Source organism: Arthrobacter sp. TJ-263 (genome assembly GCF_058269155.1).
The window spans coordinates 595,230-609,149 of the sequence record NZ_JBZCNE010000002.1; the positions used below are offsets into that span (position 1 = coordinate 595,230).

14 protein-coding genes are annotated in these 13,920 nt (G+C 67.0%); 6 read left to right on the forward strand and 8 right to left on the reverse strand.

The genetic code is table 11. The features are described 5' to 3' along the window. The first annotated feature begins 54 nt into the window (after positions 1-54). Positions 55-993, forward strand: coding sequence for a restriction endonuclease (locus tag AC4D2F_RS13265; protein WP_490910958.1), 939 nt, complete (start codon positions 55-57; stop codon positions 991-993). Between the two features lie 105 nt (positions 994-1,098). Here AC4D2F_RS13265 and AC4D2F_RS13270 read toward each other — a convergent pair whose 3' ends face one another. Both AC4D2F_RS13270 and AC4D2F_RS13275 read right to left on the reverse strand, forming a co-directional pair. After that, positions 1,099-2,019, reverse strand: a complete 921-nt coding sequence (locus AC4D2F_RS13270) for a nuclease-related domain-containing protein (protein WP_490910959.1) — start codon at positions 2,017-2,019, stop codon at positions 1,099-1,101. A gap of 155 nt (positions 2,020-2,174) precedes the next feature. Next, a complete protein-coding gene (locus AC4D2F_RS13275) occupies positions 2,175-2,573 on the reverse strand; it encodes a hypothetical protein (RefSeq protein ID WP_490910960.1) in 399 nt (132 codons plus the stop codon). Between the two features lie 226 nt (positions 2,574-2,799). Between AC4D2F_RS13275 and AC4D2F_RS13280 the strand changes: the two genes are divergently transcribed. From AC4D2F_RS13280 to AC4D2F_RS13295, 4 genes are all read left to right on the forward strand, one after another. Beyond that, complete coding sequence (locus AC4D2F_RS13280) at positions 2,800-4,470, forward strand: alpha/beta fold hydrolase (protein ID WP_490910961.1); 1,671 nt, start codon at positions 2,800-2,802, stop codon at positions 4,468-4,470. A gap of 10 nt (positions 4,471-4,480) precedes the next feature. Then, positions 4,481-4,822: a hypothetical protein gene (locus AC4D2F_RS13285; protein ID WP_490910962.1), complete on the forward strand. Its 342-nt coding sequence runs from the start codon at positions 4,481-4,483 to the stop codon at positions 4,820-4,822. 111 nt (positions 4,823-4,933) lie between these two features. Beyond that, positions 4,934-6,562: a LuxR C-terminal-related transcriptional regulator gene (locus tag AC4D2F_RS13290; RefSeq protein WP_490910963.1), complete on the forward strand. Its 1,629-nt coding sequence runs from the start codon at positions 4,934-4,936 to the stop codon at positions 6,560-6,562. Positions 6,563-6,708: 146 nt separating this feature from the next. Continuing rightward, a complete protein-coding gene (locus tag AC4D2F_RS13295; RefSeq protein ID WP_490910964.1) occupies positions 6,709-7,800 on the forward strand; it encodes a class I SAM-dependent methyltransferase in 1,092 nt (363 codons plus the stop codon). Here the strand turns inward: AC4D2F_RS13295 and AC4D2F_RS13300 are convergent. The 6 genes from AC4D2F_RS13300 to AC4D2F_RS13325 form a co-directional block, all read right to left on the reverse strand. Beyond that, the gene (locus tag AC4D2F_RS13300; RefSeq protein WP_490910965.1) at positions 7,781-8,032 is read right to left on the reverse strand and encodes a hypothetical protein; all 252 of its coding nucleotides are present in this window, start codon (positions 8,030-8,032) and stop codon (positions 7,781-7,783) included. The two genes, AC4D2F_RS13295 and AC4D2F_RS13300, sit on opposite strands and share 20 nt — an antisense overlap. A 110-nt stretch (positions 8,033-8,142) precedes the next feature. Continuing rightward, positions 8,143-9,180 carry a transposase gene (locus AC4D2F_RS13305; protein WP_490910966.1) on the reverse strand — a complete coding sequence of 346 codons (1,038 nt, stop codon included), beginning with the start codon at positions 9,178-9,180 and terminating at the stop codon, positions 8,143-8,145. A 370-nt stretch (positions 9,181-9,550) separates the two neighbouring features. After that, complete coding sequence (locus tag AC4D2F_RS13310; protein WP_490910967.1) at positions 9,551-10,174, reverse strand: TetR/AcrR family transcriptional regulator C-terminal domain-containing protein; 624 nt, start codon at positions 10,172-10,174, stop codon at positions 9,551-9,553. Positions 10,175-10,247: 73 nt separating this feature from the next. Continuing rightward, positions 10,248-11,345, reverse strand: a complete 1,098-nt coding sequence (locus AC4D2F_RS13315; protein ID WP_490910968.1) for an alcohol dehydrogenase catalytic domain-containing protein — start codon at positions 11,343-11,345, stop codon at positions 10,248-10,250. Next, on the reverse strand, positions 11,342-12,808 hold the full coding sequence (locus AC4D2F_RS13320; RefSeq protein ID WP_490910969.1) for a purine-cytosine permease family protein: 1,467 nt from the start codon (positions 12,806-12,808) through the stop codon (positions 11,342-11,344). Before AC4D2F_RS13320 ends, AC4D2F_RS13315 begins: the two co-directional genes overlap by 4 nt. Beyond that, positions 12,805-12,978, reverse strand: coding sequence for a hypothetical protein (locus AC4D2F_RS13325; RefSeq protein ID WP_181033701.1), 174 nt, complete (start codon positions 12,976-12,978; stop codon positions 12,805-12,807). Before AC4D2F_RS13325 ends, AC4D2F_RS13320 begins: the two co-directional genes overlap by 4 nt. Positions 12,979-13,113: 135 nt before the next feature. On the opposite strand from AC4D2F_RS13325, the gene AC4D2F_RS13330 reads away from it, so the two are divergent. Further along, complete coding sequence (locus AC4D2F_RS13330; RefSeq protein ID WP_490910970.1) at positions 13,114-13,911, forward strand: nitrilase-related carbon-nitrogen hydrolase; 798 nt, start codon at positions 13,114-13,116, stop codon at positions 13,909-13,911. Positions 13,912-13,920: the final 9 nt, after the last annotated feature.

Here is a 13,920-nt window from a genome sequence, read left to right on the forward strand (position 1 = left end):
GATTCGCTGGCATCCTGCCAGTTACGGCTTCCACAACGAGCAAGGCGACCGACTATGTCTGACCTAGAACCCATGGTGATCGAATCGATGCCAAAGTGGCACGAATTCATGCGGCCGGTATTGAGCGTTCTGTCGGATGGTAGAACGAGGACCAGGCGTGAACTCATTGCCGATGTGCTCGATGAAGGAGCCATCCCCGAGGACCAGCGCGCGATCCTCCTCGCCTCCGGACAGCCAAGCGCTGAGAACCGGATTGGCTGGGCCATGTCCGATCTGACCCGAGCGACAGCGGTCGCGAAACCAGAACGTGGACGCTTCATCATTACTGATGTTGGCCGCGAGCTACTCGCCGCCAATACTGGAAGCATTACGAAAGACACCCTCCGAGCCATACCTGCTTACAACGAGTACGAGCCGCGGCGTCAAAACGCTGCAGTAAGCAACACTGTTCAAAGGCAGGTGGATGAGGACTCAGAGCTCGATCCTACCGAGCAAATCGAGAGCGGCCTCGAGCTACTGCGGGCCGACGTTGCCACAGATCTGCTGAAGCGACTCCAGGAACGTCACCCTGATTTTTTCGAGGAAGCGGTTGTAAAGCTGCTTCTCGCGATGGGTTACGGTGGCGCCGAAAATCGGGGCCGCCGCATTGGTGGTACTGGCGACGGTGGTGTCGACGGAGTCATCGATCAAGACGCACTCGGTCTGGATCAGATCTACATCCAAGCGAAACGGTACGCTGCCGAATCAACAGTTGGACGAGAAGCAATCCAGTCCTTCGTGGGGGCACTCGCCGGGCGTGGCGCGACTCGAGGAGTTTTCATAACGACTAGCCGATTCACGGCTCAGGCCCTCGACTACGCCCGCGCTATTCCCACACGCATCATTTTGATCGACGGAAAACAGCTCACCGATCTGATGATCCGTCATTCGGTCGGCGTACAAGTGGCCAAGACATACACCGTCGTGGAAGTTGATGAGGACTTCTTTGAGTAGTGGTTTCCTGTTAATCGCGCGCCTACCGCCTCGGCATGAAGCGAAGGACTGCCGTAGCCTGCGGTCGTTAGGACGGAGGCAATGTCCCTCATAAGATCCGGTGAGCTATCCGGGCACCTCGGGCTGCACGACACCTGGTGACGGCTGCGAGGGCGGCGTCGACAGGGATTCAGCGAACTGCTGGAGCGCTCCTGCCCCGATCCAGAGCACGAGGGCCAACAGCACCAGGCGCCACATGGCACCGAGACAGCCGGCTTCTCTCTTGCGGCGGCGTCGACTCGTCGGCCTCACAGCGCGAATTCGAGGGGTCTTCACAGGGCGACCTGCGGATACAGGACGCGTATCTGCAGCTCGCCGAGCAGCGAGCAGCGGTGACTCAACTGTGGATCGATCAAGCGAAGCAGTTGTCACCACCGCTGGACTCGTCGGCCCGGCCAACAACCCTTTCAGGTACTCGTGAATGGCGTTGACGAACGGCTGCTCGAGGACCGGCGGGAGCGCCAGCACCGCATCAACCAGGCGGTCGATGCCGACGACGGTCGCGCCGGAGCTGGTCGATCCGACCAGCTCGGGTTGTCCCACCAGACAAATCCAGCCCTGGGACATGCTTCGATGCTGCGGCTCGAGTAAGGCTGCCACTGCAGCACTCTGATCGAGCGCCGACGCCGTCTCATGCTTGCGCGTGTAGCTGTTCTGGTACAGCTCGCCGTCGCGCAAGCGCACGTCGCCCGACCAGTTCTTGGCATCGATGACCAAAACGCCTCCCGGTCCGACGGCGATGTGGTCGAGGTTCGCTCTCGATCGGCCAGGCCAGTGCACATCGTGCAGCATCTTCCAGCCGTGAAGCTCCAGCCGGCGCAGTTGCCGGCCGACCCGCGCTTCACCCTCGGCTCCGGCGAGCCATGCCTGCTGGGCCTTCCGCGCCTGCGCGAGGTCGGCCTCCAGCCGCCCGAGCTCAGCCTCCAGCCGGGAAACCCGGTTACCTATTCGCTGCGCCTGCTCGGCCGCGCCCTGCCCTGCTTCCACGATCTCTCCCCCATATGTCCGCCGAATCAGCCTAGGAGAGCTTCGGCACCTCACGCCGAAGGAACAGCTCAGGACTGCAGCAGGATTTCACGGCTCGAGCGAAGCCGGCAGCTCGCCCGTCACGACCCCAAGGACCGCCAGTCCGCCCGGGCTGCCTAGATCAGGAAGGCGAGCGCCGGGACGCTCCACAGCCAGAATCCCCAGCCGAACAGCATGAGCCCCAGATGGAAGGCGATGACGCCTGCCCAGCCGAGCTTGGCCGACTGACCGCCGCACAGCAGCAGGACGCCCAGAGTCGCCTCGCCCGCCGAAAGTGCGAGGCCCCAGCGCGCCGGAGCGGCCATGAAGATGCTGTCCCAGGCCTCCTCGACGAGTGGGATGAACGGCTCCTGCGCGAAGGTCGCATACAACTGCGGATCGGCCACGACAATCCCGAGGTGCACTCCTCCCGTGAACAGGAAGAAGCCGCCCACGATCTTCCGGGCAAGGCCCGTTCGCTTCCGGCCTTCACGCTGATCGGGAGCGGGTGACTTGTCCTTCGTGATCGTCAGCATGGTCGCCTTGGCTTCCGGTCCACCCGCACCGCGGGCGACGAATCGGCTCCTTCTCCATTGTTGTGTCCGCGACCACGAGACACAGGGCCATTAGTCCCGGACGGAGACCCACCAGATAGCTCTCCCGCGCCACCCCGCGGACCTTCGGCCCTATCAGGGCGGGAACCGACCCGTGATGCTGGACGATGATCCCGGCCCGCCACGTCCGGAAGGCAGACGACACCAGATGGCCACCCACCTCGACGCGGACCCCACCCTCTCTATGCGCGTGCGCAAACTGATGGAACCCATCTGGGCCGACCGGCGGGTAGGCGCTGCCGTTGCGTTGGCGGTCACCGCCGGCTGCGGTCTCCTACAGGGCCGGCGGACTCCCCGCGGTCCCCTCACCACTACGGAGTCGCTCGACACGATGCTCCTCTGCCTGCTGGTCGGCATGGCCACAGGATTCATCCTCCGATCGCGGTGGGCCATGCTGGCCACGCCCGTGGTGGTCGTCGTCGTCTTCGAAGTCACGCGCGTCGGCACGGACGGGCCCACCGTGGACGAGATCTCCACCAGCGCCTACGGCATCCTCGCGTTCCTCGTCGGGCGCGGCTTCCATGCCCTGCTCGCCCTGCCCGCGATGATCCTGGGCGCGGCGATCGGCGCCGGAGCGGCGCGACGACTCACGCGCTCCCCCGACACCCACCGGGCGGGTGCCGGCGTCGTCGTTCGCCGTGCTGTTGCGGCCCTCACGGCAGTCGCGCTCATCGCGCTCGCGGTGCTCATCGCCCGCCCGGCCGGCACAGCCCCCATCCGGGCCGCCGACGGCGAACCCGTGACCGGCAGCATCGCCGAACTCACCACGGTGGAGACCGGAGGCAAGGACCTCGGCCTCATGCTGCGGGGCGTCGACATCGGGAAGCCCGTCCTGCTCTTCCTCGCGGGTGGCCCGGGCGGATCCGAGCTGGGTGCAATGCGCAACCATCTGCAGGAGTTGGAGGAATACTTCGTCGTCGCCACCCTCGACCAGCGGGGAACCGGCACCTCGTACCCTGAACTGGATCCGGCGGCCACCCTCACGCTGGACAGCTATATCGAGGACACGATCACCGTGACGAATGTCCTGCGGGAGCGCTTCGGCCAGGAGCGGATCTACCTGATGGGCCAGTCCGCCGGCACCATCCACGGCATCCTCTCCGTCCAGCAGGAGCCGGAGCTCTACCACGCGTTCATCGGCACCGGGCAGATGGTCAGTCCGCTGGAAACGGACACCATCTTCTACAGGGACACGCTCGCCTGGGCCGCACAGAACGGCGATACGGAGCTGGTGGAGGAGCTGGAACGGATCGGTCCGCCGCCCTATGCGAGCATGCGGGACCACGAGACCGCGTTGTCCCACGAGCACCAGGTGTATCCCTACGACCACACCGGCGGTTCGGAGGGCGAAGGAGAATCGCTGGAGGACTTCCTCGTCCCCGAGTACACGCTCACCGACCAGGTCCACCTGCTCGCGGCGTTCATGGACACCTTCTCGGTCCTCTACCCCGACTTCCAGGACACCGACCTCCGAACCTCGGCCACTACACTCGACGTCCCCGCCTACTTCGTGCAGGGCGCCCACGAGACCCGCAGCCGTGCCGAGCCGTTCGCCGAATGGTTCGAGCTGCTCGAAGCCCCGCTCAAGGACTCCACCGAACTCCCGAATTCCGGCCACCTCGCGCTGTTCGAACAGCCCGACGAGTTCGTGGCCTATCTGCGCGACACCGTGCTGGCCCGAGACGCCGCCCCACCGAGCGGACACCCCGTGGGCGGGAGGATCCATCATGACAGCCGCCGATGGTGCAGCAGTGTGCAGGACCAGCCCCGCCGTAGATACAGGATTCGCCCGACGCGAAGAGGGCACCCGGCTCCATAGCCTCGTCCGCATGAACCTTCCCGTGATCGCCGGAACCATCTCGACCGTGCTGTTCGCCCTGTCGACGCTGCCGATGCTGCTCAAGGCCGTGCGCACCCGCAACATGGAGTCCTACAGCCTGGGGCACATGGCGCTCAGCAACGTCGCCAACCTCGTCCACTCGGTGTACGTGTTCAGCCTGCCGCCGGGGCCCATCTGGATGCTCCACGCGTTCTACGGCGTGGCATCGGCGCTCATGCTCGTCTGGTATCTACGGTTCTCGAAGAATCCCCAGGAGGCCGGCGTCGACGTCGTCAGCCCACGCGCCACCGTCGACGACGCCGTGACGGCCGCTGGGCGGCGCGGCGCCTGACGCGCGAGGCACGCGGCGGACGGCTGATGCGCGAGCCGGACGGCCGGGGCGAAAGCCCCGGCCGTCCGGCCGTGGTGCAGCGGGGCCGGCAGGACTACCGTTGATTTCCTGATGGACACCGAGGAGCTGACCGAACTCCTGAGCACCGGGCGGGCGGAACACGCCCGGGGCGAATGGCGTGCCGCGTTCGACGCCCTGAGCGCGGCCGACGCCTCCACTCCCCTGGACGTCGACGACCTCGAACTGCTCGGCAGCGCTGCGTGGTGGAGCGGCAACGTGAGGGAGAACTGCGAGGTCTCGGAGCGGGTCTTCCAGCAGCACTGCGAGAGCCAGTCCATGGAGCGGGCCGCGATGAAGGCGCTCGAGCTCGGACTCCTCTGGGTGAACCGGGGAGACCTCGCCGTCGGCTCCGGGTGGATCAGCCGTGCCCGGCGCATCCTCCGGGATCTGCCCGAAAGCCCCGCCCACGGGTATCTCCTGTATCTGGAGGCCGTCCTGGAGCTGGACTTCTCCGGCACCTCCCCGCCGTCGTCGTACGCCTCGCGGCTCCGCAAGATGAGCGAGCACTTCGCCGACCCCGCCCTGATGTCCCTCGGGCTCGTCCTCTCCGGACTCGCCGACGTGCGCAGCGGCGAGACGGCGCGGGGTTTCGCCGAACTCGATGAGGCGATGCTGCCGGTGCTCGCCAACCGGATAGCCCTGGAGTGGGTGGGCGACATCTACTGCACGGTGATCCACGTGTGCCACGAACTCGCCGACTACCGCCGCATGCGGTCCTGGACCGCGGCCACCGAGCGGTGGTGCGCCCGCTTCGGCAGCGAGGTCATGTACACCGGGGTCTGCCGGGTGCACCGCCTGGAACTGCTGAGCATCGAGGGCGGCTGGCACGACGTCGAACCGCAGATCGAGCGCGCCAGCGCCGACCTCGTGGACAAGAACACCTGGGCCGCCGGCGAGGGCTACTACCAGCTCGGGGAGATCCGGCGGATGCGCGGCGACCCGGAGGGCGCGCGGGCCGCGTTCGCGCTGGCGAGGACCTGCGGCATCGAACCCCAGCCGGGGCTCGGGCTGCTGGACGGGGCAGCCGGCGACGACGAGGCCGCCTACGCCGGGCTCCTCGCCGCGCTGCAGGGGCGGGACCGGCTCGCCCGGGCGCGACTGCTGGGCACGGCCGTCGAGGCGGCGCTGCGGCTCGGGCTCGGACAGGAGGCGGAGGAGCTGTGCAGCGAGCTCGAGCACACGGCCGAGCACTACGGCAGCGCCGGCTTCCGGGCGTGGGCGCAGAAGGCACGGGGCGTCCTGCTGCTCGCAAACTCCCACCCCGCCGAGGCGCTCGCGTCGCTGCAGGGCGCCCGCCGCTTCTTCGAGGACGCCCGGGCCCGCTACCCGAGCGCCGTCATCCACTGCTGGGAAGCCCTGGCGTACGAGGCGCTGGGCCAGCCGCAGGCCGCGGCCTGGAACAGCGCGGCCGCGCGGACCATCTTCGAAGAGCTCGGCGCTGCCGTCGAGCTGCGGCCCGTGGTTGCGCGCAGCGCACCGGGCGGGCTGACAGCACGGGAACTCGAGGTGCTCGCCGCGATCACCTCCGGCGCGTCGAACCGGGAGGCGGCGCGGCAGCTGTTCATCAGCGAGAAGACGGTGGGACGGCACCTCGCGAACATCTTCGGGAAGATCGACGTCACCTCCCGCACCGCCGCGGCGGCCTGGGCACGCGAGAACGGCGTCGCCCCTGGCGGCTGATCCCCGGCGACCCGTGCGACGCCGTCGTGCATGATTCGCACCAGCCCGGCCAGCCGAAATGCAGGGTTTCCCCGAAGCAGCGCAGGGGCCCTGATTCCTAGGCTCGATGCAGCGGGACAAGCCCGCACGAACCCAGGGAGCACACCATGACAGTCAGTACGGAACTCGGAACGGCCGACGCCGACCTCGCGGCCGTCGAGGCGTTCGGTGAGCGGTGCATCGGCCTGCTCAACGGCGGCAGCATCGCCGTCCTTATGAGCATCGGACACCAGACGGGCCTGTTCGACGCCCTCGCCGCGCTGCCCGCCGCCACGAGCGCAGAGATCGCACGGACGGCCGGCCTCAACGAACGCTACGTCCGGGAGTGGCTCGGCGGCATGGCATCGGCCGGAGTCCTCACCTACGAGCCGGCCGACAGGACCTTCGCCCTGCCCCCGACGCACTCCGCCCTGCTCACCACGGCCGCCGGGCCGGACAATCTCGCGCGCATCATGCAGTACGTCAGCATGATGGGCGAGATGGAGCAGCGGATCGTGGACTGCTTCCGGAACGGCGGTGGCCTCTCCTACACCGACTACCCGCGCTTCCACGCGATCATGGCCGAGGAGAGCGCCGGGGTGAACGACGCCGCGCTCATCGACACCATCCTTCCGCTGATCCCCGATCTTCCCGGGCGACTGCAGGCGGGCATCCGGGTGGCGGACATCGGCTGCGGCAGCGGCCACGCCGTCAACCTGATGGCCAAGGCGTTCCCCGCGAGCACGTTCACCGGCTACGACTTCTCCGAGGAGGCCATCACCGCGGCCCGGGCGGAAGCCGCGAGCCTGGGCCTGGACAACGCCCGCTTCGTCCTCCAGGACGTCGCCCGGCTGGACGAGACCGATGCCTTCGATGCGATCACGGTCTTCGATGCGATCCACGACCAGGCCGACCCCGCGGGTGTGCTGCGCGCCATGTTCACCGCGCTGCGCAGCGGCGGCAGCCTGCTCATGGCGGACATCAAGGCCTCGAGCAATGTGGAGGACAACATCGAACTGCCGTGGGCGTCGTTCCTGTACGCCCTCTCGACCGTCCACTGCATGAGCGTCTCGCTCGGGCTCGACGGCGCCGGCCTCGGCACCGTGTGGGGGACGCAGCTCGCGCAGACGATGCTCGGCGAGGCGGGTTTCTCGGACATCGAGGCGAAGGCGATCGCCTCCGACCCGTTCAACGCCTACTTCACGGCGTCGAAGGGGTGAGCCGTCCCTCCGGGGACCCTGCTCCGCGATCGGCGGGCGGCCTGTCGGGGTCGCCCGCCGGTTGCTTGTCCGGATCCGGGAGCAGCGTCTCGAGGTACGCGATGATCGCGGCCACGCCCGCCTCGAAGCCGAGGTCCGAGCGCTTCCCGTCCAGTGACGCCCCGGCGAAGGCACCGTGCAGGGCAGGCTGGCCCTCGGCGTCGGCGAGCCACGACAGTTCCGGTGACGCCATGTCCAGCGCGACCCGAGCATGAAGCTGTCGAGCACCGTCACGGCCACCACGACGTCATTCGCCGCGAAGCCCTGCTCCACGAATACCGCGGCGAGATGCTCGTAGATTTGCTACCCGAGCAAATTTCGACTCTCCAAGAACTCTCGAATGAAGTAACCGGGAGTCTGATACTCCGGACCGAAGACTTGCCAAGCCAACGGCGCGATGGCCACACTCAGAGGCAGAATACCTTTCAAGAAGGGCGCGAATCGCCGTTGCCATAAAGAGCTTGGCGGACCAGCCTCAACGCCTTTGAATTTCTCTAAAGACCACTTCCGCAAGACTGTTTCATAAGCAGCAACCTCCAGAATTTCTATGGCTTGAAGCCGACCAGAACGACCTCCATCCCAGAGCAGTTCCTCCGCTTTAGCGAGATACTCCGCCACTTTTCTTCGCGCGTCCCGCTCGTTCCTGCGGCTGAGCCGTGAGCCAGTTGTCCGCCCACGCCTGCGAGTCACATCCAGAATATGAGCCGCCCGGCCAATGTGCTTAGTAATCCGCCTCCGAGAAACCCATTCATCGCGGCTCTGCGGATTTTTGAACAGATCCACGCCACTTTCGAGCAACTGCCTCATAGCGAATTGAATCTGGGTGACCGCATAAGCAAAAGGTGCTAGTGATTTGAAAAACAGATTCGCAAAGTACTGAGTCAGCGCCCATGTAACAAGCGCGAAAATGCTACAAAGCGCAATAACCACCATGAGAAGTAAGAAGTTTTCAGGGGATACAGACATCCAAAATTGTTCAAAGACAATATAGAATACGAAGATCAAGAATATGAAAACGAGACCGGCAAGCAGCCAAATCGGCAAGCACAAGAAGTAGTAGAAAAATTTGCGCGTCCACTCTGCCGCTCTAAGACCGGTTTGTATTTGCTCTGGGTACAGTTCGGCTTCCCCCCACTCGCGGGCTAGGCGATGGAGCCGCTCTTCGGGCGATTCTTGAGTCCGATCCGGCACACTTGCCAACGTTGAGCGGCGATACCGCTCTTCCCGAACCCACATTCCCAAGTGGTGCTTGCTGACCCGATGTTGTTTACACACTGCAACTTGAGTCATGCCCCCATCAAGCACTGCTGAGACAGCCCGCTGGCGCAAATCCTCGTCCATCGAAACCACACCACCCCTGACTCCTCGAGTCTTTGGTAGCACTACTATGCACCTTCAGGCCGCGGCGCCGGAACATGTGTCAGCATGAAAATGTCCATCTGGACGATTCGCTCAAAGTGGCTTGTCAGACACTGGAACGATGCGAACCAGTGGAGGAGCGGGTGGGGAAGCTGGGACAGATCGGTCCGCCACCCTATGCCAGCATGCTGGACCACGAGACCGCGCTGTCCGACGACACCAGGTGCACCCCTGGTATCACACCGGCAACTCGAAGGGCGAGGGCTGGTTCTCGGCGGGCTTCTTCGCTCCCGAGTACGGAATCACCGACCGGGTCCACCTGCTCGGCGCGTTCATGGACACCCTCGGCATGTCAGGAGCGCATCGGCAGCAACGTCTCGAGGTATGCGATGATCGCTGCCACACCCGCCTCGAAGCCAAGCTCCGAGCGCTTCCCGTCCAGGGACGCGCCAGCGAAGGCACCGTGCAGCGCGGGCTGGCCCTCGGCGTCGGCGAGCCACGACAGCTCCGGCGACGCCATGTCCAACGCTGACCCGAGCATGAAGCTGTCGAGGACGGTCACGGCCACCACGACGTCGTTCGGCGCGAAGCCCTGCTGCACGAACACCGTGGCAAGGTGCTCGTAGATGCCGAGCGTGGCGGTGTCCGTCACGGCCTCGCCCACGAGCAACGGGATGGCCTTCGCGTGCTGACCGAGGGCGCTGCGGTAGCTCCTCGCCCACGCCGCCGCCCGGTCCCGCCAGTCCGGGCCGGCCGTGAAGAAGTCCCCGGCCGCCAGGGCGTCGGAGCCGATGGCCGAGCGGATCCCGTTGATGATCTCCGGGCGTCCCTGGACGTGGTGGTAGATGGAGGACGGACTGACGGACAGCTTCTTCGCCAGCCCCGGCAGCGTGAAGTCACCGAACTCGTCCACCAGCTCCAGTGCTGCCCGATAGATCTTCTCCGGCGACAGAATCGCCTGGCGTGGCCGCCCCATGCTCCCCCTTGTACCGGCGGCTGAGCCGCCCTCCACTGTCCCGGTCCCGGCGAGGTTCCCGCCGTCGTCGTTCTCAGAACACGATCACGCTGCGTGCCCGCTCGCCCCGGCGCATCGCGTCGAAGGCCTCGTTGACCTCGTCCAGACTAATCCGGTGCGAGATGAGCCGGTCCACGGGCAACCGCCCCGCGAGGTACAGCGCGGCGAGGCGCGGGAAGTCCCGCCCCGGCACGGTCGAACCGTAGTTGGAGCCGATCAGCGACTTCCCGCTCTCCGCGAGCATCAGCGCGTCGATGGACACCGGGCTGTCCTCCGGCGGGAGGCCCACGATGACGGCCTTGCCCCCGGGGGCGATGAGCGAGGGAAGGGACTCGATGGTCTGGACCCGCCCGATCGCCTCGAACGCGTACGCGGCGCCTCCCCCGGTGATCGCCGCGATCTCCTCGGCGAGCCCGTCCGACGGCACGAGCGTGTGGGTGGCGCCGAACTCCCGCGCGGCCGCGAGCTTGTCCTCGCTGAGATCGACGGCGATGATCGGGTTCGCGCCGACGAGCCGCAGCGCCATGATGATCGAGAGCCCCACACCACCGGTCCCGATGACGACGGCGGACGTGCCCGCCTCTACGCCGGCGTCGTTCACCACGGCCCCGAAGCCTGTCGCGACGGAGCAGCCGATGAGGCTGGCGACGTCGAACGGGACCTCGTCGGGGATGCGGATGGCGCCGGCCTCGGGGACGACGGCGTACTCGCTCATGGACCCGACGGTCAGGTACGGGAACACGCGCTCGCCGTCGAGGGTGAGCGGGCTGCTGCCGTCGGGCAGGAGGCACTCCTCGGACCGGCTACCCGTGCACACGTAGGACTTGCCGGACAGGCAAGCGGTGCAGCGCCGGCAGGGGTAGAACCAGGAGAGGATCACGTGGTCGCCCACCGCGACGTCGGTGACGCCGTCACCGATCGCCTCGACGGTACCGGCGCCCTCGTGGCCCATCACCGTGGGCGAGGGCAGCGTCCAGTCGCCGTCGAGCACGTGGCGGTCCGATCCGCACACCCCCGACGCGCCCATGCGGACGAGGACGGTGCCCGGCGCGGGATCGGCGACGGTGACGGTGGTCAGGTCGAGGTCCTGTGAACCGCGGCGGTGGACGGCGGCGCGGGAGGTGCGGCTCACGCGCGACCCTCGACGTTCTCGGGAGCGGTCGCGTAGCCGCCGACGCCGCGGCGGACGTAGAGGATGCGGGCGAGCACGTAGTAGACGACGCCGCCGACGATCGCCGCGGGGAAGGACGCCGTGATGTAGCCGAAGACGGGCAGGGCGGTGAGGGTGACCGGGTTGTAGATCACGAGGTAGAAGGCGGCTCCGACGACGACGGCGGCCATGCCGGCCCAGTTGACGCCTCCGTGGAAGTGGTAGGCGCTCTCCTTCCGGTGGCGGTAGAGGTCCTCGAGGACGACGCGCTGGCGGCGGAGCAGGAAGTAGTCGGCGATGATCGCCCCGCACATCGGCGCCAGGAAGGCACCGCTGAGGGTCACGAACACGATGAAGCGCTCGTACATGAACCCCGGGAAGAACGCGAGGACGGCCGGCAGGACGAAGAACGCCGCGCACAGCCACGCCCACCGGACCCCGGAGAGCAGATTGCCGCTGGCCTGCCGGATCGCGAGCACCGTGGAGTAGACGATCGAGGACGTGCTGGTGATGTTCGCGAAGGCGATGAACAGCAGGATGAACGCACCGAGGACCGGGCCGCCGAACGGCAGCATCCAGACGGTCGGATCGGAATCGCCGAGGGTCAGGGCGGCGGCCATGCCGACGACCTGCGCGATCAGGGTGGCGCCGAACAGCCCGAGGTAGGACGGCCAGAGGGCGGCCTTCGGGGTCTTGGTCAGCCGGGCGAGGGAGCCCATGACCGGGTACCAGGACACGCCGACGCCCACGTTGAACTCGACGGCGAGGGCGAAGTTGAGCCGCTCGTCCTCGAACGGGGCGAGCGGTGCGGCGCTGAACAGCGTGTCCCACGAGGTGTTGAGGACGAGGAAGACCATGAGGAAGACGGTCACGACGATCAGGCCCGGCGCGATGAACTTGTTGAAGCGGCCGATGGTCACAGGCCCGCGGGAGAGGATCCACCACGACACGGCGATCGCGACGAGGGCGAAGACCGTGACCATGAGGCTCTCGGGCCCGAAGTCGGTGCTGAACGTGGAGTTGGAGACCTGGGTGACGGCCCGGCCCACCATGATGGCCAGCAGCGAGGACCAGCCCATCTCCGTGATCAGGATGACGGTGAAGACGAGGATCCCCACGCCCACGAGCCCGAAGACCGGCCGGAGGATGGTGTACTGCTCCACGCCGTAGCGCTGGCTGGCGACGACGCTGGCCAGGATCATGAAGCCGAGGCCGATCGCGTTGCCGATGATCATGGCGGCGACGCCCTGCTGGAAGCCGACGAGCAGCGCCGTCGAGCCGCCGACGAGGAACGCCCACGTGGCGATGGCGAGGCTGATGTTGACGCCGGTGAAGTCGGCGCCGTTCCAGATGCGCTCACTGCGGAGCAGTGGCAGCGAGCCGAGGGAGCCGCCGTTCCCGGCGTCGTTCTTGGTGCTCGTGCGCTTGGTGCTTCCCGTGCTCACAGCGCCAGCACCAGGAATCCGGCGAGGGTGATCCCGAGGGTCACAAGGGTGTACAGGACGAGGTCCCGGCCCGAGAGGGCGGCGCGTGAGGCGTCGCCGTGCTCGTGGGCGGCGATCTCGCCGAGCCTTGCCTGCAGATCGCTCGCCGTCGTGGGGTCAGCTGAATCCATGGTGCGTCTCTCCAATAATCGAATCTCATTCGGTTCGGATACATCGTTGTGCCTATCATGAGGGCTGTCAATGGATCGGCCGTCGTGATCTGCGCGGGAATCGCCCGCACGGCCGACCTCGCGGAAGGAGTAGCGGTGCCCGCTCTCGCTGTGCTCCAGGCCGCTGGGACGGTCGACGCCGTGGAGGAGAACCTGCGCCGCCTCGACGGGTATGCCGCCCGCGCGGCAGCCCAGGGCGCGGAGGTCCTCGTGACCCCTGAACTCTTCGCCACCGGGTACGCTCCCGCGCTCGTCGCGGAGTCCGACGGGCAGTCCGTCCGGGACGCGCTCGCCTGCATGGCGCGGCGGTACAGGATCGCGCTGGTCGGATCCTCCGTCGAGGCCACCCCTGATGCGCGGCATATCACCGCTTCCCTCTTCGACCGCCAGGGCGCGGAACTGACCCGTTACCGGAAGGCGCACCTGTTCGGGGCCGAGGAGCAGGCCGTCTTCGCCCCCGGCGACGAGCTTCCCGAGGTGGTCCCGCTGCTCGGCATGGGCGTGGCACTCGGCATCTGCTACGACGTCGAGTTCCCGGAATTCGTGCGCAGTGCGACCCAGCGCGGCGCCGACCTGCTGCTCGTCCCCACCGCGGTGCCGACAACAGGAGATGTCGGGAACCGACCGCCGGTGCACACCTACAACGCCGAGCGCATCTCGACGCTGCTGGTGCCCGCGCGGGCCCTCGAGAACGGCGTGTACATCGCGTACGCGAACCACACGGCGCCCGGCTTCACGGGGTTGAGTTGCATCGCGAGCCCCTACGGGACGTTCCTCGGGCTCGCAGGGGGCAGCGAGGAACTGCTCTTCGCGGGCGTGGACCACGCGGAGGTGCGCCGGGCCCGGGAGCTCAACACCTACCTGACGTGCCGGCGTCCCGAGCTCTTCGGCTGACGAACTGGC

Coding starts and splice junctions, on each gene's coding strand:
- AC4D2F_RS13265 (WP_490910958.1), top strand. CDS start 55: ATGTCTGACCTAGAACCCATGGTGATCGAATCGATGCCAAAGTGGCAC.
- AC4D2F_RS13275 (WP_490910960.1), bottom strand. CDS start 2,573: ATGCTGACGATCACGAAGGACAAGTCACCCGCTCCCGATCAGCGTGAA.
- AC4D2F_RS13280 (WP_490910961.1), top strand. CDS start 2,800: ATGGCCACCCACCTCGACGCGGACCCCACCCTCTCTATGCGCGTGCGC.
- AC4D2F_RS13285 (WP_490910962.1), top strand. CDS start 4,481: ATGAACCTTCCCGTGATCGCCGGAACCATCTCGACCGTGCTGTTCGCC.
- AC4D2F_RS13290 (WP_490910963.1), top strand. CDS start 4,934: ATGGACACCGAGGAGCTGACCGAACTCCTGAGCACCGGGCGGGCGGAA.
- AC4D2F_RS13295 (WP_490910964.1), top strand. CDS start 6,709: ATGACAGTCAGTACGGAACTCGGAACGGCCGACGCCGACCTCGCGGCC.
- AC4D2F_RS13300 (WP_490910965.1), bottom strand. CDS start 8,032: ATGGCGTCACCGGAACTGTCGTGGCTCGCCGACGCCGAGGGCCAGCCT.
- AC4D2F_RS13305 (WP_490910966.1), bottom strand. CDS start 9,180: ATGGACGAGGATTTGCGCCAGCGGGCTGTCTCAGCAGTGCTTGATGGG.
- AC4D2F_RS13310 (WP_490910967.1), bottom strand. CDS start 10,174: ATGGGGCGGCCACGCCAGGCGATTCTGTCGCCGGAGAAGATCTATCGG.
- AC4D2F_RS13325 (WP_181033701.1), bottom strand. CDS start 12,978: ATGGATTCAGCTGACCCCACGACGGCGAGCGATCTGCAGGCAAGGCTC.